Annotated in this window: 22 protein-coding genes and 1 tRNA gene; 11 read left to right on the top strand and 12 right to left on the bottom strand. The window is 39.7% G+C overall.

The window, feature by feature from the left end; genetic code table 11:
* Positions 1 to 99: 99 nt before the first annotated feature.
* From L0668_RS06800 to L0668_RS06785, 4 genes are read left to right on the top strand one after another with little or no spacing between them, the layout of a single operon-like run.
* Positions 100 to 1,689 (top strand): sodium:solute symporter, encoded by a 1,590-nt coding sequence (locus L0668_RS06800; RefSeq protein ID WP_235311340.1) that lies wholly within the window; start codon positions 100 to 102, stop codon positions 1,687 to 1,689.
* The gene (locus tag L0668_RS06795; protein WP_235311339.1) at positions 1,686 to 2,588 is read left to right on the top strand and encodes a glucosamine kinase nucleotide-binding domain-containing protein; all 903 of its coding nucleotides are present in this window, start codon (positions 1,686 to 1,688) and stop codon (positions 2,586 to 2,588) included. The genes L0668_RS06800 and L0668_RS06795 overlap by 4 nt, the downstream gene beginning before the upstream one ends.
* Positions 2,589 to 2,590: 2 nt before the next feature.
* Positions 2,591 to 3,541: an N-acetylmuramic acid 6-phosphate etherase gene (gene murQ / locus L0668_RS06790; protein ID WP_235311338.1), complete on the top strand. Its 951-nt coding sequence runs from the start codon at positions 2,591 to 2,593 to the stop codon at positions 3,539 to 3,541.
* Between the two features lies 1 nt (position 3,542).
* Complete coding sequence (locus tag L0668_RS06785; protein WP_370659886.1) at positions 3,543 to 4,712, top strand: exo-beta-N-acetylmuramidase NamZ family protein; 1,170 nt, start codon at positions 3,543 to 3,545, stop codon at positions 4,710 to 4,712.
* Positions 4,713 to 4,997: 285 nt separating this feature from the next.
* Here L0668_RS06785 and L0668_RS06780 read toward each other — a convergent pair whose 3' ends face one another.
* Complete coding sequence (locus L0668_RS06780; RefSeq protein WP_235311336.1) at positions 4,998 to 5,843, bottom strand: MurR/RpiR family transcriptional regulator; 846 nt, start codon at positions 5,841 to 5,843, stop codon at positions 4,998 to 5,000.
* Between the two features lie 235 nt (positions 5,844 to 6,078).
* On the opposite strand from L0668_RS06780, the gene L0668_RS06775 reads away from it, so the two are divergent.
* The 5 genes from L0668_RS06775 (at position 6,079) to L0668_RS06755 (ending at position 15,732) form a co-directional block, all read left to right on the top strand.
* The gene (locus L0668_RS06775) at positions 6,079 to 9,027 is read left to right on the top strand and encodes an FAD-binding and (Fe-S)-binding domain-containing protein (RefSeq protein ID WP_349815631.1); all 2,949 of its coding nucleotides are present in this window, start codon (positions 6,079 to 6,081) and stop codon (positions 9,025 to 9,027) included.
* Between the two features lie 258 nt (positions 9,028 to 9,285).
* On the top strand, positions 9,286 to 11,787 hold the full coding sequence (pbp4b, locus tag L0668_RS06770) for a penicillin binding protein PBP4B (protein WP_235311335.1): 2,502 nt from the start codon (positions 9,286 to 9,288) through the stop codon (positions 11,785 to 11,787).
* A 111-nt stretch (positions 11,788 to 11,898) separates the two neighbouring features.
* Positions 11,899 to 13,089 (top strand): acyltransferase family protein, encoded by a 1,191-nt coding sequence (locus L0668_RS06765; protein ID WP_235311334.1) that lies wholly within the window; start codon positions 11,899 to 11,901, stop codon positions 13,087 to 13,089.
* A gap of 62 nt (positions 13,090 to 13,151) precedes the next feature.
* A complete protein-coding gene (locus L0668_RS06760) occupies positions 13,152 to 14,894 on the top strand; it encodes a lysozyme family protein (RefSeq protein WP_235311333.1) in 1,743 nt (580 codons plus the stop codon).
* The gene (locus L0668_RS06755) at positions 14,887 to 15,732 is read left to right on the top strand and encodes a hypothetical protein (RefSeq protein ID WP_235311332.1); all 846 of its coding nucleotides are present in this window, start codon (positions 14,887 to 14,889) and stop codon (positions 15,730 to 15,732) included. Before L0668_RS06760 ends, L0668_RS06755 begins: the two co-directional genes overlap by 8 nt.
* A gap of 61 nt (positions 15,733 to 15,793) precedes the next feature.
* Here L0668_RS06755 and L0668_RS06750 read toward each other — a convergent pair whose 3' ends face one another.
* The 10 genes from L0668_RS06750 to L0668_RS06705 form a co-directional block, all read right to left on the bottom strand.
* Positions 15,794 to 16,651, bottom strand: a complete 858-nt coding sequence (locus tag L0668_RS06750) for an aminotransferase class IV (protein WP_235311331.1) — start codon at positions 16,649 to 16,651, stop codon at positions 15,794 to 15,796.
* An 8-nt stretch (positions 16,652 to 16,659) separates the two neighbouring features.
* Positions 16,660 to 17,508, bottom strand: coding sequence for a DUF4392 domain-containing protein (locus L0668_RS06745; protein ID WP_235311330.1), 849 nt, complete (start codon positions 17,506 to 17,508; stop codon positions 16,660 to 16,662).
* Entirely contained in the window at positions 17,509 to 18,465 is a 957-nt protein-coding gene (locus L0668_RS06740) for a 5-oxoprolinase subunit C family protein (protein WP_235311329.1), read from the bottom strand.
* Positions 18,462 to 19,172, bottom strand: a complete 711-nt coding sequence (pxpB, locus tag L0668_RS06735) for a 5-oxoprolinase subunit PxpB (protein WP_235311328.1) — start codon at positions 19,170 to 19,172, stop codon at positions 18,462 to 18,464. Before pxpB ends, L0668_RS06740 begins: the two co-directional genes overlap by 4 nt.
* Entirely contained in the window at positions 19,163 to 19,918 is a 756-nt protein-coding gene (locus tag L0668_RS06730) for a 5-oxoprolinase subunit PxpA (RefSeq protein ID WP_235311327.1), read from the bottom strand. The genes pxpB and L0668_RS06730 overlap by 10 nt, the downstream gene beginning before the upstream one ends.
* Positions 19,918 to 20,712, bottom strand: a complete 795-nt coding sequence (locus L0668_RS06725) for a putative hydro-lyase (protein WP_235311326.1) — start codon at positions 20,710 to 20,712, stop codon at positions 19,918 to 19,920. The genes L0668_RS06730 and L0668_RS06725 overlap by 1 nt, the downstream gene beginning before the upstream one ends.
* An 83-nt stretch (positions 20,713 to 20,795) precedes the next feature.
* Positions 20,796 to 21,599: a DUF1338 domain-containing protein gene (locus L0668_RS06720; protein WP_235311325.1), complete on the bottom strand. Its 804-nt coding sequence runs from the start codon at positions 21,597 to 21,599 to the stop codon at positions 20,796 to 20,798.
* A 23-nt stretch (positions 21,600 to 21,622) separates the two neighbouring features.
* Positions 21,623 to 23,086 (bottom strand): succinylglutamate-semialdehyde dehydrogenase, encoded by a 1,464-nt coding sequence (gene astD / locus L0668_RS06715; RefSeq protein ID WP_235311324.1) that lies wholly within the window; start codon positions 23,084 to 23,086, stop codon positions 21,623 to 21,625.
* Positions 23,087 to 23,117: 31 nt separating this feature from the next.
* Positions 23,118 to 24,167 carry an arginine N-succinyltransferase gene (astA, locus tag L0668_RS06710; protein WP_235311323.1) on the bottom strand — a complete coding sequence of 350 codons (1,050 nt, stop codon included), beginning with the start codon at positions 24,165 to 24,167 and terminating at the stop codon, positions 23,118 to 23,120.
* A gap of 19 nt (positions 24,168 to 24,186) precedes the next feature.
* Complete coding sequence (locus tag L0668_RS06705; protein WP_235311695.1) at positions 24,187 to 25,392, bottom strand: aspartate aminotransferase family protein; 1,206 nt, start codon at positions 25,390 to 25,392, stop codon at positions 24,187 to 24,189.
* Between the two features lie 183 nt (positions 25,393 to 25,575).
* On the opposite strand from L0668_RS06705, the gene L0668_RS06700 reads away from it, so the two are divergent.
* Positions 25,576 to 26,004 carry an Lrp/AsnC family transcriptional regulator gene (locus tag L0668_RS06700; protein WP_235311322.1) on the top strand — a complete coding sequence of 143 codons (429 nt, stop codon included), beginning with the start codon at positions 25,576 to 25,578 and terminating at the stop codon, positions 26,002 to 26,004.
* A 91-nt stretch (positions 26,005 to 26,095) separates the two neighbouring features.
* On the opposite strand, the gene L0668_RS06695 is transcribed toward L0668_RS06700, so the two are convergent.
* Positions 26,096 to 26,172 (bottom strand) — tRNA-Ile (locus L0668_RS06695).
* A 282-nt stretch (positions 26,173 to 26,454) separates the two neighbouring features.
* On the opposite strand from L0668_RS06695, the gene L0668_RS06690 reads away from it, so the two are divergent.
* Positions 26,455 to 26,784: a hypothetical protein gene (locus tag L0668_RS06690; RefSeq protein WP_235311321.1), complete on the top strand. Its 330-nt coding sequence runs from the start codon at positions 26,455 to 26,457 to the stop codon at positions 26,782 to 26,784.
* Positions 26,785 to 26,843: the final 59 nt, after the last annotated feature.

The following is a 26,843-nucleotide window of genomic DNA, read 5'->3' as shown; positions in this document are numbered from 1 at the left end:
GTTAATAGAATAGTCAAAAAAATATATTTAATTACATTTTTATGGTAAAGTAAGAATAATTTATTCTTACTCTTACTTTATTATTTTAATTGAGGGATTATGGTTTCAGTATATTCTGCATTGGACTGGATTGTTTTCGGACTTTATGGCGCCTTGTTAATGGGCTCAGGGTTTTATTTTAATCGTAAGAAATCGACCAATACCCAAGATTATTTTCTTGGAAGCAACACTATCCCAACCTGGATGGTAGCTATTTCTGTCCTGGCAACCTCGCAGTCAGCCGCTACCTTTTTGGGGGGCCCCGATCAAGGTTATCAAGGGGATTTATCTTATTTAGCTACCAATATTGGTGCGGTAGTCGCAGCGATACTGGTCAGTATTATACTGATCCCGAAATTCTATCAAAATAAAGTATTTACGGTCTACGAACTACTCGAAAAACGTATGGGTAGTGCGGCTAAAAAACAAGCAGGGATTATGTATTTGTTTGGTCGCATTTTTGCCAGCGGAGCCCGTTTATATATGGCTGCATTAGCGGTATCAATGATTTTGTTTGGCAACATTCACGCTGAGAGTATTATTATTTCTACTTTAGTGTTAACTGGAGCAGGCCTGTTATATACCGTGTTTGGGGGGATTCGTTCGGTTATTTATGGTGATGTCATCCAATGTGCTGTTTATGTCAGTGCGGCTGTGTTCGTCATTTATTTTTTGTATCAGGCTATTCCTGTTAGTTTTGGCCAAATAATTGATGCTTTGCAACATCCAGCACCAGGAGTTGATTCAAAATTAACCTTGTTAAAGTTTGATTGGGATTTTTCATCTTCGGGGGTATTTAACTTTTGGTCGGCGATTACGGGGTTTGTGTTACTTAACTTTGCAGCCTTTGGACTCGACCAAGATATGACTCAGCGAATTTTAACTTGTAAAAATGTTAAAGAAGCCAATAAAGCCATGTTGTTATCGGTTGCTTTAGTGATACCTGTGATGTTGTTGTTTATCATAATTGGTTTACTTTTGTTTATTCTGTACCAACGCCCTGACATTATGCAGATATCTGCTAGTAGTGAATTAGTTCAAAGCTTTCAAGGTGAAAAAGTCACTATCTTTATGTACTACGTGTTGAATGAAATTCCAGCAGGCGTGCGTGGGTTGGTCACTATAGGAATTGTGGCTGCTGCGCTATCTACTTTAAATTCTGGTTTAAATTCAATGTCGTCTGTTTTGGTAAACGACTTATATCGGCCATTTAAGGAAAAGCAAACTACGAATGTGCCAGAAGTACATTATGTAAAAGCAGGCCAGGTAGGTATGGCGATAGTTGCGGTGACTTTATGTCTAATGGCAATCCTTTGTTTTTATTGGCAGCGGTATACCGATATGCCGTTATTAAAGTTTGCCCTGAGCGTAATGGTATTTTCATATAGCGGTTTGATAGGTGTGTTTTTAACTGCCTTGTTTACTAAACGTGGCAATGCAAGCTCAGTCCTTTTAGCTTTGGTAATCGGTTTCCTAATTACCTTGTGCTTCCAACCTTATGTGATGTCAATGCTGTTGCCTGAAGACTTGATATTTGATTTAGGTTTTACTTGGCAATTATGTATAGGTGCGTTTGTGTCATTTTTAGTTTGTTGTTTGGGCTCTCATAAAGAGCCTACACTTGATACCTGTGTGAGACGTGAGATATGAATTCTATCGATAACCATGCAACGTATATTCTAGGCGTTGACGGCGGAGGAACCAAAACACTTGCTCGATTACAACACTTGCCAAGCAAGCAAGAATGGCAAGTGAGCGGTGGCGCTTCTTCTTTAACCAATGATTTTGATTTAGCTCTAAAAACCTGTGAAAGTTTAGTGGAGCAATTATTAGCGCTATCAGGTGCTAACAAAGAGAATATCGCTATTGTGCTTGGACTTGCAGGAGCGGGTAGTGTAGATAAGTCAGCTAAGTTTACCCAATACTTATCTAAGGGGTTTGCCCATTTTGCACTTTTTACTGACGCTGAAACATCCTTGTATGGTGCCAATGCTGGCGATTCTGTAACTGTGGTTGCATTAGGTACAGGGTCAGTTGGAGCTACGCTAGCAGATGATGGTAACAGCACATTAAAAGGTGGCTGGGGCTTTACCATTGGAGATGAAGGTAGCGGAGCAAAGTTAGGGGTTTTAATTATTCAAACTATACTCTCAGAACTAGAAGAAAAAGGCGAAATTGTCAGCCAGTTAGGCAAAGTTTTGTGTCATAAGATTTCTGGTGGCAGAGATAAACTTATCCAGTGGTCAACAACGGCTTTGCCTAGCGAATTTGCCAGCTTAGCGCCTTTGGTTTTTGAATTGAATAAAACTTGCCCTGTGGCAAAAGCTGTTTTATCTCAACACGTAAAAAATGTAGAAACACTGATTTATAAAACCCGAGAAAACCATCAATTGCCTGTGGTTTTACTGGGAGGGCTTGCTGAGCCAACTAAGCCTTATCTCGACCCGATAATCCAAAAAATGTTAATTCCCGCTAAAGGTGATGCTTTGGATGGAGCCTGCTTTTTAGCAGAAAAATTGTTATTTATTGAACACAAGGAGAATGCGTAGTTATGAATGGCGACGTGAACAAAGAACAGTCAAGATTGATTGAAGAGCTACAATTCATGGCTTCGGAAGGCCGAAACCCAGATACCATGGATTTGGACTTGTTAGATACAAAATCCCTACTGGAATCGTTAAATAAAGAAGACCAAAAGGTAGCCTTAGTTGTACAGCAGGCTATTCCTGAAATTGCATTAGCAGTTGAAGAAATTATCAAAACCTTTGCTAAAGGGGGGCGATTAATTTACATAGGAGCAGGTACCAGTGGTCGTCTAGGAGTACTCGATGCAGTTGAGTGCCCACCAACTTTTAGTGTCACTGAGCAGCAAATTACAGCATTAATTGCTGGTGGTGAAAGTGCCATGTATAAAGCGGTAGAAGGGGCGGAGGATGATCCACTGCTAGCGATAACTGAGCTTAAGCAAAAGCAACTCACTAAAAACGATATAGTGGTAGGTATAGCGGCAAGTGGCAGAACACCTTATACCATCTCTGCATTAAAGTATGCAAAACAGCTCGGGGCTAAAACGGTAGGGGTTTCCTGTAATCCAGATGCTGATTTACTTAGAGAAGCAGATATTGGCATTTGTGCTGAAGTCGGACCCGAAGCATTAACCGGCTCCACTCGTCTAAAATCGGGCACAGCGCAAAAGTTTATCTTAAATATGCTTACGACTGCTAGCATGATAAAAACCGGCAAAAGTTATGAAAATTTAATGGTGGACGTGTTTGCCAGTAATGAAAAATTAAAAGCTAGAGCAATACGGATTGTCATGCAAGCCAGTACCTGTGATGTACAAACCGCTACCCAGGCTCTCGCCAATGCAGGTAATAATGCCAAACTTGCAATTTTATTGGTGTTAACAGGTTTGCCAGTTGATGAAGCAAAGCTGCTATTAAATAAAAACAATGGTTTTTTAAGAAAAGCTGTGGACCAATCTGTGAGTGAGTCAAAATAATATGAAATGTTTTAAATATATTTTGATCAATTGGCTCTGCTGTTTTTTGTTTTTTAGCTTTAAAGTTCAGGCACAATCAATACTTGTAGGTGCTGAACAGTGGTCTGAATATCAAGACTTAATAAAAGGTAAAAAGGTTGGTTTAGTGGTTAATCAAACCTCTACGGTTGATGGCCAACATTTAGTCGATTTTTTATTGAGTAAAAAAGTCGAGGTCAAAAGTATATTTGCTCCAGAACACGGCTTTAGAGGAAATCATGATGCGGGGGCGGCAGTAGAGAATAATATCGACGTTAAAACTAATCTGCCTATTATTTCCATTTATGGTAAAAACAAAAAGCCATCATCAGAAGTGTTAGCTAATTTAGACCTGATTATTTTTGATATTCAAGATGTGGGGTTGCGCTTTTATACATACTTAAGTTCTATGCATTACATGATGGAAGCTGCAGCGGATGCGAATGTAAAATTTGTTGTACTTGACCGGCCTAACCCTAATATTCAGTATGTTGATGGACCAATTTTAGAAGAAAAATTTAGCTCTTTTGTGGGCATGCACCCTATCCCAATTTTACATGGCATGACCTTAGCTGAGTTAGCCTTGATGATTAAAGGCGAAGGTTGGCTAAATACAGAAAACAGGCTTAATTTAGAGGTAATACCGGTTAAGCATTATTCCAGAGCCGATCGTTATTCATTGCCAATTAAGCCCAGTCCCAATTTACCAAACGATCAATCAATTCAGTTGTATCCATCGCTGACATTTTTTGAAGCAAGTTATGTGAGTTTAGGTCGCGGTACTGAGTTTCCTTTTCAAGTCTTAGGTCATGACCAATACTTTATTGGTGATTTTAATTTTACGCCAATTTCAACTCCTGGGAGCGCACTCAAGCCTAAGTTGATGGATAAAGCGTTAACAGGACAAGACTTGAGAAGTGTCAATATTCAGGGGCTTGATTTAAGCCTATTGATTGCATGGTATCAACGTTTTCAAATGCATGACGCTAAATTCTTCAAGTCCCCAAGCTTTATGGATAAATTGGCTGGCACGGATAAGTTACGGAAGATGATAATGGCAGGCAAAACGGCTGAAGAAATTAGTGATACTTGGGAAAATGGCGTTAATCAGTTTAAACGCCAAAGAGCCCAATATTTATTGTATCAAGACTAACTTGTACCAAGTATAACAACTAGGGCCTGTTTATCTTTGCTGTATACTTTTTGTTCTAATTAAAAGCTTTTTAATCGCGGCGCAGCTTTGAAGGCCTAATGGATTAAGTCGAAATGCTGCAACAAAGAGTAAAAAGCTTTTAAAACGAATCCGTAGGACAGCGTTTGCGCGGCATTTCTAATGCTTCAGCACTCATTCATGTAGAACAACTACACCACAATCGTGCTTTATTGTATAAATGCCGCGCAACTCGCTGCAAAAACATACAGCAAAGATAAACAGGCCCTAGTTTCCTCGAAACTTCTTTACTGCCTGATTACTTTTTTCTAGCAATTTACGGCCCTGACCAGAAGCTTGAGTTAGGGCAATAAACAAAATATCGATAACAAACTCTTGTGAGGTCCTGGCCAAAATTGAAGATAGTCGCAATGATTCTTGCTCTGCGATTGAATACAGTTTGACGTCAGCATTTTCTGAAACTGGGTTTGCTCCGTATTTGGTTAATGAGATGACCGAGCTATTGTTTTCTTTTGCTTGTTCGGTTACTGATTTAATTTCTCTTGTTTGTCCTGATTCACTGATTGCAAAGACTAAATCGCCCTTTTTGAAAGTTGATACAAAAGCTAATTGTGCATGTCCATCGGGTTCTGCATAAGCGGAGAAACCAAGCTTTTGTAATTTGTATGAAAAGTCTTTACCCACTAGAGCGGAGCCGCCTAATCCACATATAAGAATACGATTTGCTGAGGTAATTAACTTTACAGCTTGTTCTAATGACGCTTGTTCTATTAGTATTTTTGTCTCTGTCAGTACCGACATTTTACTATTCAGTAATATGTCCGATATTTGTGGCAAACTTGATTTGAGGGTGATTTCGCCATGCAGTTTAGGATCGTTAGTTTCGCTATTTAATGCATCTATTATGGCTAGTTTAAATGCTGGGTAACCTTTATATCCCAGCTTTTGAGTAAACTTAATAACACTCGATTGGCTGATGCCAATTACGCTAGATAATTCCTGAGAAGATAAGTCTCTTATTGCATTTGATGACTTTAATACGAATGAAGCTATTTTTGCTTCGCTGGTTGATAGTGAGTTTTGTATCGCTTTAATTTTTACAAGAGCTGACATTTACTATAACTTCATTTAGTAATAAATTATTTTTGATTTTATAACATGGAACTTAATGATGTTTCCAGCACAATTATTGTAAAGTACGACTTAAGTATATAAAAGTAATAGGTAGTTAAGTTTTTATTTGAAGTTTTAGAATAAAATATTCATACTTTATGTTAGTTTATTAATAATAACGTTGGTTTGATAGGTCGACACTATTCCTGTGCTGATTTTGCATGGAATAAAGACTGTGTTGTGTAATATTGGAATAGAAAAAGTGCCTAAAAAAATGACAGGAAATTCGTTCACAGTCTTTGTTAGTGCCATCGAAGCGATGCTTGATGAAAGTGTAATTATTTCAGATAAGCTGCAACGGTACGCTTTTGGCACAGACGCAAGTTTCTATCGTTTAGTACCAAAACTGGTGTTAAAACTGCAGAATGAAAATCAACTAATTGCAGTGATCAAGTTGGCTAATCAGTATTTGGTGCCCATCACTTTCAGAGCTGCTGGTACTAGCTTATCTGGTCAAGCTATCACCGATTCCGTTTTAATCATCTTGTCCCATGAGTGGAACCAGATAAATATTTTAGAAAAAGGTAAAAAGGTAAAACTGCAACCTGGGGTAATCGGTGCACATGCCAACCGTTCACTAGCCAGTTATGGGCGTAAAATTGGCCCAGATCCAGCCTCGATTAATAGCTGTAAAATTGGGGGAATAGCTGCTAATAATTCCTCGGGTATGTGCTGCGGAGTAAAAAATAATAGTTATCATACTTTAGCTGATATGCGGATTGTGATGGCCAACGGCAGTGTATTAGACACCGCAAACTTATTGTCTCGGCAGCAGTTTATTGGCAACAATTCTGAGTTAATTGAACAGGTGTCGGACTTAGCCAATTCAGTGCAACAAGACCCAGAGTTATCCGCAAAAATAGCCCATAAGTATCGTTTGAAAAATACTATGGGGTATGGGGTTAACGCCTTATTGGAGTTCTCTGATCCAATAGATATCATCAGTCATTTAATGATCGGCTCTGAAGGAACCTTAGGTTTTATCTCAGATATTACTTATCACACTATAGCCGTCGAACCATTTTCAGCAGTGGGTTTGTATGTGTTTGATGATATTCAAATTGCTTGTGAGTTAGTGCGAAAATTAGCTGATGAATCTGTGTCTGCCATAGAATTGATGGACGGCACCGCATTAAATTCTGTCACAGATAAGCTGCAAGATTTTATTGCAGTAGAGCAGTTGTCTTCCCGTCATGCAGGTTTACTTATTGAAGTCTCGTCTAAAACGGCGTCGGAGCTAAAAAGTAAACTCCTCAACATTGAGCGGCACATTAATAATTGTGATGCATATTTGATTGCAGCAAAAGCCTTTACCCAAAACACAGATGAAATCGAAAGACTATGGGGCATACGTAAAGGTATGTTCCCTGCAGTAGGGGCAGCAAGAGAAGCAGGCACAACGGTTATTATTGAAGATGTTGCTTTACCTCTTGAGGAGTTGGCCAATGGTGTGAATAAACTACATCAATTATTTCACCGGTATGGGTACCATGACGCGATAATTTTTGGCCATGCATTAGATGGAAATTTACATTTTGTATTTACCCAGTCATTTGAAGATGAAGCTGAGGTTAATCGTTATAGCCAATTTATGGGAGTGGTTTCCCGTCTCATCGCTATTGAATTTGAGGGCTCGTTGAAAGCTGAACATGGTACAGGCAGAAACATGGCTCCTTTTGTCGAGATGGAATGGGGCGAAAATATCTACCAAATCATGAGATCGATAAAAACAGCCTTTGATCCTCTAAACATACTTAACCCAGGTGTGATAATAAATGACAATGCCAACGCCCATTTGTTAGATCTGAAAACCTTACCTAAATCTCACTATATTATTGATAAATGTATTGAATGCGGATTTTGTGAATCTGTATGCCCATCAAAAAATTACACCTTAACCCCAAGACAGCGTATTGCTGTTTGGCGCAATATAGCTGATTTAAAGCAAAGAAATAAGCAAGGCTTGTTAACGCCTGAAGAAATAGCTGATTATCAAGAACTACTAAAAAGTTATCAGTTTTACGGGATTGATAGTTGTGCTGCCACTGGGCTTTGTGCGCAACAATGTCCAGTGGGTATTGATACAGGGCAGTTTATCCATGCATTGAGAGAGCAAAATAATCACTCTCAAGCAATACAGCAATTAAGCGCAACACATTTTGCTAAATTTGTCTGGGCCGCTAATAAAGGCTTGAAGTTACTAGCCAGCACTGTTGGTGTAATGGGGGCTAAGAATACAAAAATCTTATTTACTGGGTTGAATAAACTTAGTTTTAAAAAGATACCTATGTGGCAAAGTAGTTGGCCAAGTGGCGCTGATAGTGCAAATAATTTGGTTGTTCATAACCCGACTAGATCAACCTTAATCTTAGACACTCAAGCAAATCAACAATATACCAAGAAAGTAGTGTTTGTCACTTCCTGTGCCAATCGAGTGTTTTCCGCTGATCAAAAAGCTGTTGATAAACGTTCAATTTCCACCGTTTTAGCCTCTGTTTTAGATAAGGCAAAGATAGAATTAATCATTCCAAAATCTGTTGATAATTTGTGTTGCGGTAAACCTTGGTTGTCAAAAGGTAATCAAACCTTAGCGGAACAAAAAGCCCAAGAGTTTATTGATGCTGTGGATATGGCATCTGAAGGTGGACGTTGGCCAGTCGTTACCGATGCAAGCCCGTGTGCACTGACATTAAGCCAATTGAAGCAAGCAGACGTGATGGAACTATCTGAATATTTGCTCAGCTATGTAGTGCCTCAACTAACAATCACAAAAACGTCAGACCCTATTATGTTGCATCAAACCTGTAGCAGTATTCAGTTAGACGGAGCAAAGGCCCTAACAACCCTTGCTCAACAATGTAGCGAGAAGGTGATTATTCCCAATGATATTGCCTGTTGTGGCTTTGCAGGGGATAAAGGCTTTTTCTTGCCAGCGTTAAATAAAAGCGCCTTAATGCCTCTAAAGGAACAAGTACCAGCGGATTGCCAGCGGGGTATAAGCAATAGTCGAACTTGTGAAATAGGCTTAAGCCAACATAGCGGCTTGCCTTATCAATCTATTGTCTATTTATTGGATCAAGTCAGTGTGTCAAAGGGCAGTCATGATTTTGATGGTTTATCGTGAGTTAGTTTTTCAAGCAATTAAGTTTGTTATTGAGCCTAATAAATATTTTAAACATTACGACTAAAATATTATTGATTTTTGACTTTTATGTAATAAATTATTTACATTAAGATCTGGTGTGGTAAGTTGGTAGTGATGTAGCTTGATATAAATTTTAGTTTGTATAGATTTTTTAAGTACTACTGTGTCATCGATAACTACAGGTATTCATCACCATAGCTACAAACAATAACATTAATTAGGAATTGTATATTTCACATGAAGCCAGAGTCTTTTTTTTCCAGGTACTTATTGCGTCTAGATAACACAACAAAAACTCTCGGGGTTTTGATAGCAATTTGTTTGCTTTTTGTTACTAGTTGTTCATCTCTGCCTATAGAAGATTTGCCCTCTAAAAATTACAGCAAACGTATTAAATTTTTAGTGATGCACTATACCGCGATAAATTATCAGCGCTCAGTAGAGGAATTGGTAAATGAAGGTGGGGTGAGTTCTCATTATTTATTGCCAGAAAAACATGACAATAGTTATGCTGAGAGCGATTTAAAAATTTATCGACTGGTTGATGAACAAGATCGCGCATGGCACGCGGGATCAAGTTATTGGCAAGGGAGAAGAGATTTAAATGATCAATCTATCGGTATCGAAATAGTCAATATACCCGAATGCAAACGTTCAGAAAATACAGCCTTAACAAAAGACGGCAGTGATAGTGTCAACTGCCTTTATCCAGATTATGATCCCGAACAAATTCAATTATTAATTAAACTATCTCAAGATATACTGGCTCGAAATCCTGATATTGGTCCGACCCAAGTGGTGGGGCATGCCGATATTGCCCCTTCACGAAAGCCTGATCCTGGACCTAGGTTTCCATGGCATCAATTGTACAAAGCTGGCATAGGTGCATGGTACGAAAAGTCGGATGTAGATGAATACTGGCAAATATTTCAGCTGGATATGCCGAATATTGGTTTAGTACAAAAAGCGTTAAATCGTTATGGTTATGGGATCACTGAAACTGGGATTTTGGATAGTGCTACTATTGATACCCTTACAGCCTTTCAAATGCACTTTCTGCCTTGGAATATCAATGGAAAAGCTGATACCAAAACCATTGCCACCTTGTTTGCATTATTAAAAAAATATAAACCTAAAACTCTGGAAATTTTATGGAGGCGTTATCAAGTTGAGTTAGAGCCGGCAGTTGAAATAGTCTATCGAGCAAAGCGCGGTCAAATCGACCAACAATTTCCCGAACCAGAAGAAAACCGCAGTAGTAGGGAGCTAGTCAATGACCGCGCATTATTTAAGAGTTATCAAGGTCGTGGTGAGATCATTATTCAGAATATAGATGCTAGCTCGGCTGATATTTTCATTAATGGAGAAAAATTGTCTATTGCCTCGCCAATGGTCGCGGGTAATCGTTATCAATACAGTTTAAAACGTCGTACAAAAAATGGGAACAATACTCTTAGAGTCGAAAATGTAATGCCTGAAGGGGCAAGCATTAATATCGTCATTCCCTATCCAGAGCTGGTGGATCAATCCTCACAAAGCAAAGGAAAAATGGCAAAGGGTTTTGCCTTAGTTGATCAGCAAATTACCCAAGATATTGAACAAGGTTTTCCTGGTGCAGCTTTATTGGTTTTAAAAGACGGTAAGATCATTAAACATCAGGCCTACGGTTATGCTAGAAAATTTGCAGACGGTGGGGAAGTGTTAGCACAACCTGCTGCCATGCAAACAGACACTATTTTTGATATTGCTTCAAATACCAAAATGTTTGCCACAAACTTCGCTCTAATGACCCTAGTCAATCAAGGTAAGTTGGATGTGACTAAACCTCTTTCTTATTATTTACCTGAATATCAAAATGGCGGCAGAGATTCTCGATTGGTTAAAGACTTTTTAACTCATACCGCGGGTTATGCACCTCAAGTTCGCTTTTTTACTAAAGACAATAATTTGGGCGAAAGTTTTTATTCGCAAAATGATAAAAAGACCAAAAAGCTGATCCTTAATAACGTACCTTTTACCGTTGGTAGGCACACTAAGCGCATGTACAGCGACACAGATTTTATGTTACTCGGTATGTTAATTGAGCGACTAACTGGCCAAGCACTCGATGCGTATGTTGAACAACATATTTATCAAAAACTGAATTTAACCAATACTTTATTTAACCCACTTGAAAAAGGTAAATATAAACAACAGTTTGCTGCTACTGAAGTACATGGCACCACTCGAGGCGGGCGGGTTGAATTTGATAATGTGCGTAAATACGTATTGCAAGGTGAAGTGCATGATGAAAAAGCATTTCATTCTTTTGATGGGGTGGCAGGCCATGCTGGTTTGTTTTCAACCACCTTTGAAATCGGCGTATTAATGCAAACCCTATTAAATGGTGGAGGGTATGGCGACAAACACTTTTTCAACAAAAGTATTTTAGATCAGTTCACTAAGCCCGATGACGGTGATGGTACGTTTGGCTTAGGCTGGCGCCGTAATAATAACGGTGCATTAAAATGGCATTTTGGTCCATACGCTAGCTCATCGGCCTATGGACACACTGGATGGACAGGCACAGTAACCGTTATCGATCCGGAGCATGATTTAGCCATAGTACTGCTGACGAATACCCGACATTCGTTGATTGAGGGAGATGATAAACACTATAGTTTCAAAGGAAAGCAGTTTGAAACGGGTAAGTACGGCAGCATTATTTCCTTAATTTACGAAGCAGTTTTAAACAACTAAGTCGATCTCAGGTTATCCATGTTTTATAAAATCTTTGGCTAGCCAGTAAAGTGGCTTCCCCAAAGAAAAATTTGTGCGTGTATATGCGAGTAAGCAATTGAGGGAATTAGCTTGATTAAACTATTGAATGCTCATGCAGAGCGTGTGTTGTCTCGTTGCTCTAAGAGTCGGTTGTTAGCCCTTGATGTATTAAGAGGGATGACTATTACCGCTATGGTGTTAGTCAACAACCCTGGCAGTTGGGCAAACATTTACGCACCTTTAAAACATGCCCATTGGCATGGCCTTACGCCCACTGATCTGGTGTTTCCGTTTTTCGTTTTTATGATGGGCATTTCCATAGGGCTCGTCATTAATCGAGCTAAAACCCAGCCATTACAACATTTAAAAGTATGGACTCGGACCTTAAAACTTTTCGGGTTGGGCTTATTCTTATTTCTGTTTTATATAAATTTTCAAAGCGAAACATTTAGTTGGGTTGAGGATAGGCTCTATAAAATAAGATTCTTCGGTGTATTACAACGCTTAGCGATTGTTTATGTTATTGCTTATTACATCGCTTTTTATGTCAGCAGCAAAACCCAAAAATATATTTTAGTCAGCATTTTAAGTGGCTACTGGGCGATAAGTGCATTTGTTCCCTATCAAGACAGTGTGGGCAATACCTATATGGGCGAATTAGCTTATGGTAATAGCTTAGCCGCTTGGCTTGATAATCTTATACTTGGCAGTCAGCACCTATATTACAAAACTGCGCAACCCTTCGCATTTGACCCTGAAGGGGTATTAAGCACTGTTCCAACTGTTGCCTCTGCACTTACTGGCGTATTTGCGGCAAACATTTTAACTAACCAATCTTTGCAAACAGCTGATAAAGCCAAACAACTACTTATTTATGGTATTGCCATGTTACTGATTGGTTATTTAATTAGCTTAGTAGTGCCAATTAATAAACAGCTATGGACTTCCAGTTTTGTATTGGTTTCTTCTGGATGGGCAAGCGCCATATTAGCAGGCTTAATCTGGCTACTGGATATTAAAGGTTATAAAAAATGGAGTGCACCCTTTGTGGTGTTTGGGGTAAATGCCATTGGTTTTTTTGTGTTTTCAGGATTATTTGCTCGAGCTTTATTAATGATACCCGTAGGTGAAACGAGTCTTAAGGGCATGTTATATCGGGATTATTTTAGCCAAATAATATCCCCTACTTTTGGCTCGTTGGTGTTCGCCTTATGTTTCTGTGCTGCTTGTTATTTGGTGTTTTATAAGCTGTATCAAAAGCAAATTATTTTTAAAGTCTGATACCTATGTTTAAGAAATAAGTTTTATATATTTTTATATTTTTTTATATATAAGGAGGAAAAATGCTCAAGTTGTTGCTTTTACTTTTATGTGTGTTGCCATTTATCAAAGCTCAAGCTGCGCCAAATGATACTGAAAACTACTACCTATGCGCAGGAAAAACCACCCAAAACACCAGTTGGAATTTTGGTACAGCCCCTTCTTACTGTGATATTGATCCATTTGGTGATCCTAAGTTTGTGGATGATTACCTAAGCCAAGTTATTTTCGATAGTGGTCAGGATCTAGTGACGGAAAGAAATCGCTACATGAACGAATTGAACGCAGTCATCAAAGTGGCTGCAGAATATTATTTATCTGTACGTAAGCCTGATGCCTCAGATGAAGAAGTAGCTGCTTGGGTCTACGCCATAAAAACCGTGGCCAATCAAGAGACTTTTTGGAGTCATTATTTCCACTCAATAGTAGATAACAAAACTAAGATGATGCGCGGTGACAGTGGGCATGGGCATGGCATGATGCAAGTCGATGACCGTTGGCATTTCAGCGAAATTAATCAAGGCAAAGGCTGGCAGATATTTGAAAACATGATATACGCCATGGAAATTTTTTATTCTGAATGGCAGAACGCAGAGCAAGCATCTTGTGTATCAGCGGCCAATAACTGGAGTGAAAGAACCCAAGCTGCCTATGCAGCTTATAATGGTGGCCCGACTAGAATTTGTCGCTGGGCAAATGAGCCGGTATGGCAAGATGAGGGGTTCTATAACAAGTTTCAAGCTGCAAGTTGGCAACTTTATATAACCCAAGCTGAATTACCCACTGAAATTGATGTAGAGTGTTTGATGGAAGGAGTAGAGTTTTGTTTACCTGACTATCAAGCACCCGAGTATAATCAAAATACAGATGAGGATATTTGGCGATATAACTTTTTAACATTAAGCACTGGTGAAACCTGTGTGTTAGAACAAGGCAAATTTCACTGTATTGCACAAGAGCAAGATGCTGTGTGTTTAAGTGCTATGTTTGAACGTATTGCTATTGCCAAAGCGATTACCTTAACTGAGCCACAAAGCCAGCTTTATCCAAAGACAATCTACGATCGCCATCAATGTATGGCTAATTTACAATACGGTTTTTCGGTGGGAGATATCATTATCACAGATAAAGATATTAATATTCGTAAGACTCCCGCTGGCACAGATACCAACGAGGATAGTGTTACCGGCACTGCATATCAGATCTTAGATCTAGTCGTCGCGTTAGCACCCGTCCAAGAAAGGTATTACAAAATTAAACATAACAGCACTGTAGGCTATGTGTTTGCTGGAGACTACGATACGTGGCAGGCTTGGGCCTATCAAGGTGAAAGCAGTGACTTGGTTGATGAAAACAAAGTTATCGCACAGACAGGTGATACAGTTTACGCAGCTAATGAAAGTGGTTTAGCATTATTGACATCAACCGAAGATGGCGCAAGTACTCTGACAACTCTTGCTAATAATACTCAGTTGACTGTTGACGACATCAGTATTCAAGGCCTAAATAACCAAGTTTATTATCATGTCACTAATAATGGCCTAACAGGGGTTATTCATGCTGGAAATCTGCTGCCAGAAAGTAACCTATCAGACAATATTTCCTTTACACTGCCTAGCGAACCTGCACCTGAAGCACCCCAAGTACCAGTTGTCGATAAACCCTCATCAAAGAGTGGGGGCAGTGTGCATCTATTTTCATTAATATTATTGGTTACGTTTTGTTATTGGAGAAAGCAAAAGAAAGGGGTAATTCATTATGCTTAGAAAAATAGTTTTACTCTGTATATTGGCTCTCTTTGCTCTGGGTGTTTACCTTCAGTGGTTTCAGCATAAAGAGTTGGTTAAAACTGCGGCTACTTCTGTTTCAGGCCCGGGCAATTCTCCAACAGAGCATGCTCAAACAAAAGCTTCTCAAAAAAAGCCTTCTCAAAGTAACGCTACTGAGCAAAATAAACCTAATCAAACAGCACAACAGGTCAGTCAAACACCTGTTGCAGCAAAAGTTGAAGCCAGTGTAGAGTTTATACAAGCACGGCAAATACTATTAACTAAGCTGACAGAAATTCAAGACTGTGAGAACAATGGTTTGTGTCCCGGTGATGAACAAGATCCTAAACAGAATATGTTTCAACAAGAAGCCATGTTTGTACAGGCGTTAAAACAACTGCAAGAAATGCATCAAGCACACCAAGTATTTGATTCGACTCTATCTGATATCACAGGCAAGTATTTAACTAGCCCCTTGGGGCGTGTGCAAATGCAGGCCATCGATATGTTGGCAAAACAACCTAAAAATGAGAAGAATGCTGAAATTTTAATTTCTGCACTAAGTGACAGTTACGACAGTAAAGTCATGGCAAAAGCCATGCCTGTGTTAGCCAATTACCCACAGCAGCAAAAAGACTACGAAGATATGCTTGTGCAAACATTAAAAACGGGGAGTTTTTATGTGTCACGCACCGTGGCTAAAGAAGTGAGGCATATTTTGACAAAGCAAAACATTGCTAAGTTTGAAGCGTTAGCAGCATCGCTGCCGGATAAAACCGCCAAGACAAAAATTTTAAAAACATCCATTGCCGACTTTAAGCGGGCTCAGCAATAACCCTAAGCCAAGTTAAAAGGCGTTAAAATAATCCCTTGCCTAAGCAAGGGATTTAATCACGTTAATATTGGTATTTGTATTTAGAAAACAGGGTTTGTGCATGTAACCATACATCGCCAACTTCTCCCGAAGCTATGGTGTGCTCGCCTAGTTGTATCACAGGAGCGATTTCTTTGGTCGAGCTGGTTAACCAGACTTCGTCAGCGTTTATGACTTCTTGGTATGAAATCACTCTTTCTTCGATGTTGAATTGGCTATGTTCTCTGAGAACAGCCAATAAAATATGCCGGGTGATACCAGGTAATATTTGATTATCTAGCGGCGGAGTCATAATGGTATTGCCTTTCACAATAAAAACATTGCTGGAGCTTGCTTCGGTCAATTCATCTTTAGTGTTAAACAAAATGGTTTCTTTGTTACCTTCATCAATGCCTTGTTGATAGTGCAATACATTACCTAACAAGGAGGTGGATTTAATTTGGCATCGTTTCCATCTCAAGTCTTGTTGACTAGATACTTTATAGGTCACAGCGCTATTTTTATCTGCAATAGGTTGTGCTGGAATTTCAAAGGCGAAGGCAAATACTGTGGGTGTACTATTTTCTGGGTAGGCATGCTGACGAGTGGGGCCACTGCCACGGGTTACCTGGATATACACGGCTAAATCCTGGCCTTGGTTGGAAGCCAGTAACTTTTTGCATAAATCAATCCACTGCTGATTATTTAAAGGTGCTGATATTGCCAACGCGTTTAAACCATCAAGTAAACGATCTAGGTGTTGCTGCAAGCCAATAAACTGACCGTCATAACTAGGGATCACTTCATAAATACCCTCGCCAAACAAAAAGCCCCTATCCATAGGCGATATTCGTGCTTCATCGCTGGGTATAAATTGGTTGTTTAAATAAACTGTACTCATATATTTCTCTAGATTAATTCACAAAGTTGTTCAAATTCAGCAATTAATTGCTCACCTTGGCTGACACATAAACTGTCTTCAGTAAGCTCATTTAGTCGAGTTACGCCATCCACACTGCCTAACTTAGATAAGTAAGTTAGGATCTTAGTAGGCTTGAATGTGGAAAATAAATTGCGTTCATGCCAAATGGATAAAAACGCGATCAGGCCATAAGCTGCCCAATTTGAGACATCGGCAATCAGTAACTCATCACACTGTGTTTTAGATGGCACGATATCAAGTGTTTTTATAGCTTGGGCAATATTGCCCATGCCAATCTCATTGCCGCCATCACCAATGGCGATTGTTGGACAAATAGCTAATTCTAAAAAGTAATCAAAACTCGCACACTTGCTGGAAATATTTTCACCGCGCATATTAAAGTAGCCATTTTGCTCACTTAGCCCAGGCCTTTCGATTGAAATAATCAGATCTGGCGAAAGTTGTTTTAAAGCTTGTTTGGCGAACTCTGGCGCATTGTTAAGATCATTTATGGGCAATAAAACACAGTCATAGTCATTTTTAATGGCGTTATACAAAGGATCACCACAGACTAATATTGGCTTTTTACCTAACGACACAAGTACATGATAAAGTGCAATGGCACCCACTGGGCCATCAGTTTCGAAAGTGTCAGCAACCGGAAATCCAGTGCCAATAATTATGGTCTCTTTACAAGCCATAAGTTGTTTAGCAGCCCGTAAATAATAGCCAGGTCTAAGCGCATATTGCACATCTTGCATGCCGCGAAGGTTACGTTGTACTAATAAATCTTCAATTTTTTGACTGATTGTTAGGTAGTGGTTACCGGTAATCATTTAACTCATTCCTTGAATAAGCGGTACGTTAGTCAATTTAGCTTTGGCTAAGTGCAGTAGCGTATGGGCACAATGAATAGAAATAGGTTCAAAGTGTATTTTTGTGCCTTGGGGACTTTGCATCAGGTTGTTTAAATCTATGGATAATACTGAGCCCAACTTAGGATAACCGCCTATGGTTTGTCGATCATTGGCTAAAACTATGGGTTGACCATCAGGTGGTATCTGAATGGCACCTTGGCAAATTCCTTCCGAATACATACTTGATATTTCTGAAGTGATTTTGGGGCCGGTGAGCCTATAACCCATACGATCACTTTGTGAGCTAACTTGATACTCACTGGCAAAAAATTTATTAACTTGCTGGCGACTGAATGACGATATTTGATAGCCCGTGATCACCCGTAAATTTAATTGGTTTGAATATTTAGGAATGTAGTGGCTATTAATTTTATTCAACGGGATTTTTTCAGTTTGGCCGATAGGTAATATTTGCCCAGTTTTAATTGCTCCTCCATCAAAGCCTCCTAACTTTTCTCTGATAACAGTTGATGTACTACCAAATTGGCTGGGCACAATAAAACCACCACTTACGGCTAGGTAGATCCTGCAACCACTGGTCGCAAAGCCAATGTCTAGTTTGTCGTTTTTATTAAGATGGTGGCACTGCCAGTTAGCTTTCACTTCACCATTGATGCTAATGGGGGCCTGTGCACCTGTGATGGCAATGGTAGTTGCGCTATTTGCAATGAGTTGCAAACCACCGAAGTTTATTTCTAATGCAGGGGCATCTTCTGAGTTTTTCAGCAGTTGGTTGGCACACATAAAAGCATTGTTATCTGCTGCACCCCCTGTAGTAATACCTAGGTGAGCTTGCCTAAATCTGCCGCAATCTTGAATTGTAGTTAACATACCTGGGCTGATGACAGTAAAACTTGGCTTAGATTTTACCTTCATAGTTTGCCCCCTAAGGCTGTAAACTCTTGCTCTGTGATAGGTTTAAATTTGACTCTATCACCAACAGAAAACGGCATATGAGGTGCGTTATCAGGATCAAACAATGGAGTAGGGCATAAACCTATTAGATTCCAGCCTCCAGGAGAGCTAGCTGGGTATACCGCGGTTTGTTGATCTGCAATGCCAACTGCGCCCTTAGGTACTTTTTTTCTTGGAGTTGCCAACCTAGGCATGGCTATACGCTCATCCACCTCACCCAAAAAGGCGAATCCTGGCGCAAACCCTAAAGCAAATATTTGATAACTTTGTGCTTGATGGATATGTATCACCTCATCAATAGATAAGTTGGCTTTTTTGGCACAAAGGGCTAAATCGGGCCCACTTTTCTCTGAATAAAAAACCGGAAGTTCGATTGTCTTACACTTGGTTTGATGAGCCGAAGCAAGTAATAAAAGCTGCTCTTTGATGGTTTTTCTTATGGCAAAGTAATCGATTTTATACAGGTCAAACACGACTAAAAGTGAGTTGTAGGATGGAATTTGCTCAATCAGCTTATCCGCTAACTTTTCAGATAATAGAGTTTTTAATTGCGCAATTTTACTACTGGTTTTGACTAAACAGGTATCGTCAAGGTAGATAATTAGTGCGTTTTCACCGGCTATTTCGATAGTAGGCTGGGCTGTGGTGATTGACGTGGTTATCGACATATTGTTTCTTGACATATTGCTTCTTGACACAGATCTTTAATTTCTTTTACGAGATTAACCGCTTCAACATTGTCACCATGCACACAAATTGTGTCTGCATCTAAGTTAATTGCTTTACCCGTATCAGTTACGACTTGCCCGCTAGATATTAGGGTTTTTACCTGTGCCAGAGTGGCAACTTTATCGAGTACTGCCCCGGATTGAGAGCGCGGTGTTAACGATCCAGATTCGGTGTATCTGCGATCAGCAAAGGCTTCTAGCAATAATTCCACCCCAAACTCTTGTGCTGTGTTTTGGTATTTTTGGGCGTTACTACCGGCAAGGATCATTAACTTTAATGGCCGGTAATACTGTTGCATTGCGTGTAAAATAGCTGTAAATACCTGGCTGTCAGCCATCATGTCGTTGTATAACGCACCATGGGGTTTTACGTAGCTTAGTGTCAGTCCTTGGCTTTGAGCCATGCCATCCAAAGCGGCAATTTGATAAAGCATTAAATCGATGATTTCAGCTTGCGAGCATTTCATTGAGCGTCGACCAAACCCTAAGGTATCGGGGTAGCTAGGATGAGCACCGACCATAGTATTATGTTGTTTGGCTAATGCTAAGGTTTTATTGATTATATGCGGGTCACCAGCGTGAAATCCACAAGCAATATTAGCCATATCTATATGTGGCATAACCAATTCATCTTGGCCTAATTGCCACATGCCATAACTTTCACCTAAATCACAATTGAGTTTCATTATACTTCTTCACTATTTCTTAACTGGCTATTGGGAATATCTGTGATCAACATATGCCCCGGACTGTGGGTAATACAAATGTCTGGTTGTGCATTTTCAATAGCGACTTGAGGCGTCACACCACAAGCCCAAAATACAGGCACTTCATTGTCTTTTATGGTCACAGCATCACCAAAGTCAGGCTGATTAATATCTAGGACTCCTAACTCTTGGGGAGCGCCAATATGAATAGGTGCGCCATGTACTTGAGGAAATTGTTGGCAAATTGTGACAGATTTTTGTGCATCTTCAGCAAGCATAGGGCGCATACTGACCACCATATTACCGGCGAAACCATTCACTGATTTACTCTGGATATTGGTTTTGTACATGGGCACGTTTTTGCCTTCGGTAATATTTCTAATTTCTATACCTTCGGCTATTAGGGCTTCTTCAAAGGAAAAAGAACAGCCAAGTAAAAAGGCCACAAAATCGTCTTGCCAAATATGCGTAATGTCATTCGACTCGCCAACTAACTGTCCTTGCTTGTAAATCCGATAGAGAGGGATGTCGCTGCGAATATCTATGTTCTCTCCCAAAGTTTTTAGAGAAAAATCTCCCGGTCTCTCACTCATAGCGATAAGTGGGCATGACCTAGGGTTTAACTGGCAAAATTTTGCAAAATCCTGCGCATAGGTTTTAGGCAAAATAACTAAATTACATTGTACAAATCCCGGCGCATAACCAGAGGTTGGAGTGGTTAAATCTCCATTTCGAATTTGTTGCCTGATAGATTGAGGAGTATCTTTATTCATGTCTTAAAATTAACTTAGATATTTTGGTTGTATAGCCTTATGCTACTAACGATTAAGCGTAATTAACAGGTTCTAGCTACTTCCTATCGCACATTTGTACTTTCAAATATTTTGTCCGCTGACTGAGTAACAAACCCAGTAAACATATTACCGTCAGGTTTGGGGTAACGTTTGGCAAACTCATAGAAGCAACTAGGTATGTTTTTTACGCCATCACTAAATATTATCGGATGCAGATCGGCTAATGTTGAGGATTGCTCTAACATTTCTTGTGGTGAACCTTTAATCTCACCGCCAGCACCATTCAATTCAAAACCATTGTTTTTTAGGGTTTGATTAATTTCTTCAATACTATCGAAATTGTGCAGATGGTTGTTACTCACAGTAAAATGATTGGCGCGATATCCCCAAGCGGCGACCCAAGCAGCAAACTCTGATTCTTTAAGAAGCTTTTGATAGGTTAGGTAACTGATGTCCCAGTGGGTTCCTGAGTATAGAAAGTTGTCCGCTGAGGTCACTGAATCGTTAATGTCTGCAGTGATATCACGCACAATTTTTTGTAGTTCAGGGGAGAATTTTTCTGTGAGTAGCTCTGAAATGAAAACTTTTGGCAAAGTAGGATCTTCGTGCTCAAAGTGTTTTGAGTACAAGTTTTTTGAGGCGAAATGGTATTCACCACACTCTTTATAATTTAGATTTTTAAAATGTGCAGCCAGTACATCCAATCCAACATGACTAGTATTAAAGGTACGTAGAGCAATATGATCGTTGATAATGTCATTACTCTGGGTTGAGCCTAATATTTTATGAATTTTTTCGGCAGAAGGTGTGACGGCTAAATAGTTCTGCCAAAGGTTACTAAATAATTCGTTAACATTGTTGTGCATAGTGGTAATCCTCTTAATAGGGGTTAGATAACAAGTCCAGGAGATAACTTTTCTGGCAAACTGACATTTTCTGCCTCAACTGACGCCACTGGGTATGCACAATAATCTGCAGCATAGTAAGCGCTTGCTCTGTGGTTACCACTGGCGCCAATGCCACCAAACGGTGCTGCACTTGAAGCCCCTGTTGTGGGTTTGTTCCAGTTAACAATGCCTGCCTGAATATTGGCAAAAAACACTGAGTAGTCATCTTGTTTGTCAGCCAAAAGTCCTGCAGACAAGCCAAAAGAAGTATTGTTAGCTTCAGTTATTGCAGTATTAAAATCAGTGTATCGATACACTTTTAATAAAGGTCCAAAATGTTCTGTATCTGGTAAGGGTGACGCCTGTGTCACATCAATAATACCTGGTGATACAAATCCAGTACCTTCTTGTAGGTGTTTAAGTTCAACTAAAACCTGTCCCCCTAATGCTTTAATTTGTTGTTGTGCATCAAGCATATGGTGAGCAGCAGAGGCTGATATCATAGAGCCAAAAAATGGTTGATCTTGACTAAAGGGATCGTCTACTTTGATCTTGTTAGTGACCTCAATCAGTTTGTTAAGTATGGCATCACCATTAGCTGAATTTTCGATAAATAAACGGCGCGTACAGGTACAACGTTGTCCAGATGTAATAAATGCAGACTGCACAATATCGTGCACCGCAGCGTTAATATCTGCCACCCCTTTAACAATTAATGGGTTATTTCCACCCATTTCAAGTGCCAGTATTTTCTCTGGTTTGGCAGCAAATTGCTTATGTAATGACAGGCCTGTGGTTGAACTTCCAGTAAAAAACAATCCATTGATATTGGGATGAGCGGCTAACAACTTGCCAGTTTCGACTTTTCCTTGAACTAGGTTTAACACTCCATCCGGTAAGCCCGCTTTTTGCCAAAGCTGGCTAGTAAATTCCGCTACTTTGGGCGTGAGATCAGAAGGTTTAAAGACTATGCTATTGCCGGCGATTAAAGCTGGAATAATATGCCCGTTGGGTAAATGGCCAGGGAAGTTATATGGACCAAAAACAGCTACCACTCCATGGGGTTTGTGACGAATATACGCCTTAGCGCCAGGCAGGGCATTTTCAGTTTTTCCGGTGCGAGCATAGTATGCGTCTATAGAAATTGCAGCCTTTCCAATCATAGCTGAGACTTCGGTGCTAGATTCCCATAAGGCTTTTCCGGTTTCTTGGGCAATGGTTGTGGCCATTTCTTCACAGTTTTCAGATAATAAGTCAGCAAACCGTTTAATGATTTCGATTCGCTGTTCAACACTGGTGTGCTGCCACTCTTCAAACGCCAAGCGGGCGTTGTTGACAGCTTGGTTGACTTGTTCTTCGCTAGCACATTCCCCTTGCCAAATGGTTTCGCCATTGGCAGGGTTAATTGATACAAACCTTGGATTATGGTTTGCCGATTGATAAGTGTTGTTTGTTTGCATGTTCATTTTACATCCTTACAGGCATATGTAGCGGGCATTACAAGCATAAAAAGCGGACATAGTCGCCGGTTTTTAGCAATAATGCGGTAGCAAGCGTTTGACTAATAATCAGCAGATTATTATCAATCTCGTAACTTGCTTCGGTTGAGGCGATTGCTCGGAAATTTTTGACTTGGTCATTACATATAAAATAAGACTGTTGAGCTTGAGCTGTTTCAGTTACTTTTGAAATTTCCGCTGTTTTAGTCACTTGTACTTGGCAACTTTGGCTTTCACGTATGCTGCGTATGTCTTGCAAAGGTATTTCTACCGTGGGGCCAGCATCAAATAAATCTACATAATTGTTAAATTGAAAACCTTCTTTTTCCAATAGTCTTAACGCCGGTTTAGTATTGGCGTGAACTTGTCCAATGACTGCCTGAGCTTCTTTGCTGAGTAAACTGACGTAAATTGGATGCTTAGGCATTAACTCTGAAATAAAGCCTTTGTTACCTATACCAACAAGGTAGTCGGCAGTTGGAAAATCTATGCCAAAAAAATTCTTTTCCAGCCAAGCCCAAAAGGGAGAATTTCCCTCTGAGTCTGATACTCCGCGCATTTCAGCTATGACCTTATTAGAAAAACGCTGAGGATGATTGGCCATAAACAGAAACCTAACCCGAGACATTAACTGACCAACTTTTTGTTTGCGGTATTCTTCTCGTACAAATAAAGTACACACCTCAGACGCGCCAGCATAATCATCGCAGAATGTTAGGGTGTTAATGGATTTATTCACCCCTAAACTGGCGCACTGGTTGTTAATTGTTTCTAATCGATAATGATACAAAGGCACGGCTGTGCCTACGCAGGCTTCAATACCAGTAATACCCACCACTTCATGAGTGCCGGTATCTTCAAGTACAAACAGATAACTCTGATCACCTGGTGTGCTTGCATCAGACGAGAAACTATTCTCTGCTTTTTCAATCTTGCCACTTAATAATGTTTCATTGTTAGGCAAGGAGGTAAATCCATGTCCAGACTCAATAGCAATTTGTTTTAGCGCATTTAAGTCAGATGCAACAATGGGACGAATCAACAACATAGCGGACTATTCCTAACTGCTAAGCACTAACAACCTGAGCCACAGCCTTCTCAAAGCGCTGTAATCCTTGTTTAATTTCTTGTTCAGAAATAATCAATGAAGGCGCGAAGCGCACAACGTCAATTCCAGCTACAAGGCTCATCAAACCATGTTCAGCAGATGCATTTAAAAACTCTCGTGAGCGTCCTTGATATGTTTGATTCAAGACTGCGCCCAATAGCAAACCTTTGCCTCTGATTTCACAAAACACTTGGTATTTATCATTGATTGCATCTAAGCCAGCTATAAAAAGTTGCTCTTTCTCAAGTACACCTTTAAGAGTTTCTGGCGTATTGATGATATCTACAGCTGCTTCTGCAACCGCACAGGCTAGCGGGTTTCCACCATAGGTTGAACCATGAGTCCCGACTTTTAAATGTTTGGCAATATCCGTTGTCGTTAACATCGCGCCAATGGGGAATCCACCACCTAGGGCTTTAGCAGAGGTTAAAATATCCGGTATAACATCTAAGCCCTGATACGCATAAAGATTGCCCGTTCGGCCGATACCTGTTTGTACTTCATCAAAAATAAGTAGGGCCTTATGTTTGTCACACAGGGTGCGCACCCCTTGCATAAAGTCATGGTCTGCTGGAACGATACCGCCTTCACCTTGCAAGGGTTCGATCATCACTGCACAAGTATTATCTGAAATTAACTTTTCTAAACTAGCCAGATCATTAAATTCAGCATGTACCACGTCCCCAGGCTTTGGACCAAAACCGTCAGAGTAAGCCGCTTGACCACCGACAGTGACTGTAAAAAAAGTCCGACCATGAAAGCTCTTTTTGAAGGAAATAATTTGTGTCTTGTGGTCACCATAATTATCAATTGCCCAGCGTCGAGCAAGTTTAAGTGCAGCTTCGTTCGCCTCCCCGCCAGAGTTAGCAAAGTAGACTTTTTCCGCAAAGGTGGCATCTGTTAGTTTTTTAGCTAAACGTAAAGCGGGTTCGTTCGTCATAACATTAGAAAGATGCCAAAGCTTTGAGCCTTGTTCAGTTAGTGCTTGGACTAATGCAGGATGACAATGCCCTAAACAATTTACGGCGATACCGCCAGCGAAATCAATAAACTCTTTGCCTTCTTGATCCCATACCCGTGAACCTTCACCTTTAACGGGAATAACTTTTGATGGTGCGTAATTTGGCACCATAACATCATCAAACAACTCTCTTGTTACCTGCATTTGCATTAACCGAAACCTCACAGCGTAAGTGATGCCTAAACATGTCTTTAGGCATATAGATTGATTAGAATGGGCATTATGGTTATTTTTAGTGTCAATATGCAGTGTCATTTTGGTTATTTTGAATACATAATGTTTCATTTTGACCGTTACTTTACTCAAAATGGTAAATAAATATTTAAAATGCTAACTCAACAAGATCAACAGCTACTTTCGATATTGCGCTCTAATGCCCGTGCCAGTGTGTCTGATTTAGCCCGAGCGCTTAATCTTTCTCGTTCCACCATACAAAATCGTATGGCTAAGCTGGAGCAATCTGGTGTTATCAATGGGTATGTGGTGCAGTACGGTAGTGAATACCGAAACAAACTCGTTTCTTCTCACGTTTCTATAAAGGTTAAACAAAAGCTTACAGCACGTACTAATGTCGAATTGCGGAAGATACCTGAAGTAGCAGAGCTTTACGCGATTAGTGGAGAATACGACTTAATTGCGATTTTACAGGCACAAAGCCTTAACCAATTAAGTCAAATCCTAGATGACATTGGTAACCTAGAAGGTGTTGAAAGAACTAATTCTGCAGTCATTCTAGAAACTAAATTTAAGCGTTAACTATTGAAAAGTAACTGTTTACTGCCATTAACTGAAAATTAGGTGAAAACCCACTGTCTATAGTTGTAATGACTATTAGTATTGTAAAGAATGGTGGCCCTTCCCTGACTCGAACAGGGGACCTGACGATTATGAGTCGTATGCTCTAACCAACTGAGCTAAAGGGCCACTTTTAGAAATGTTTGTCGCTGACTCAGAAATGACTCAACTTCAAAACGACGCGCAGTATAAGCAGTTTTTATCGGCTTGTCATCACTTTGGCACACAAGATAATGCAAGAATTACTAAAAATCGGTTTGATTGCTTAAATATTGCTCATTAATTCACTTGTTTATGCTTTTGAATGGCACTAAGTTAACAAACAAGTGCAAGGCTAAAAAAACTTTGTTATCTTTTATATAGTAAACCAAATAAACCTCATATCGTACAAACGTATTGGAGAACAACAAGATGACTGAAAAACCCTTTTTGGTAAGTGGTCGAAATACAATAATTCATAAAATTAGAAAGGTAGACCTGCTTGTTGTTAATGGTGAAGATCATCCTCCTGTACTTGTTACTCATAAAGGGATTAAAGAATTTACAGGGAGAATTCCAGAGAATAAGCGCGAAGCTAAAGTCATGGATTTAGAAATGCTGGATGTGACTAGTATTGATATTTTCGGTGAAGAAAAGACTTTGCTGTTTGTTCAAACTATTAACGGTAAAGAATATAAAGTGGATTACAGTAAGTATGGCACGCCACTGTTTATTAAAATCCATCAAGAAAACGCTTTCTAAAAATCCACTTTCAGTTTTATAAAGTGATAAGCCCTGTTAACAGGGCTTTTTTGTGCCAC

The sequence above is a fragment of the Paraglaciecola algarum genome (assembly GCF_021532655.1).
Taxonomy (GTDB): domain Bacteria; phylum Pseudomonadota; class Gammaproteobacteria; order Enterobacterales; family Alteromonadaceae; genus Paraglaciecola; species Paraglaciecola algarum.
This window is presented reverse-complemented; position numbering and strand designations above follow the sequence as displayed.